Here is a 533-nt window from a genome sequence, read left to right as displayed (position 1 = left end):
CCGCCCGCGCAGCCGCCAGGCCGACGCCGTAGTGCGCGTGCCCCGCGGCGGCGAGCGCGTCCTGCGGGGTCGCCGTCGCGGTCGGGGCCGCACCGCCCGCCCGGGCCGTCGTCGCACCCTGCCCGTAGAGGTGACCGCTGGTGAACCCGCCCTCGGTCCGCGACGGTGCCGATCCGGTCTGCCCCTCGGCGACACCCTCGGTGCAGTCCGCCCAGCCGCGGGCGTGCGCCGACCGGGTCGCGTCGGCGACGAGCCCGTCGACCGCGTGCGCCACGCCCTCGCGGTAGTCGCCGAACCCCTCGCGCCGTCCGCCGCCGGCCGGCTCGGCGCCGGTCATCGTCGGCAGGTCGGTGCGGGCCAGGGTCGCGCCCGCGCGGTAGTCGTCGTGCCCCGCGCGCTCCGCGGAGCTCGCGCCCGCGTACGGCGTGCCCCAGGCGGCGGTGCGGGCCGCGTCGACGCCCTGCCAGTACTCGGCCCAGCCCGCCGCGCTCGCGCGGCTGCCCGCGGGGGCGGTGCCGGTGCGGACCCCGGAC

General features: G+C 81.6%; 1 protein-coding gene. It reads right to left on the bottom strand.

Annotation, left to right across the window (positions count from 1 at the left end; translation table 11 throughout):
• Nucleotides 1-533, bottom strand: a 533-nt coding sequence (locus CTKZ_RS21940; RefSeq protein ID WP_200829890.1) for a hypothetical protein, incomplete at both ends; no start/stop codon positions are given.

The sequence above is a fragment of the Cellulomonas algicola genome (genome assembly GCF_003851725.1).
In the GTDB taxonomy this organism is placed as follows: Bacteria; Actinomycetota; Actinomycetes; order Actinomycetales; family Cellulomonadaceae; genus Cellulomonas; species Cellulomonas algicola.
Note: the sequence above shows the minus strand (reverse complement) of the source record. Positions and strands in the feature narration are given on the sequence as shown.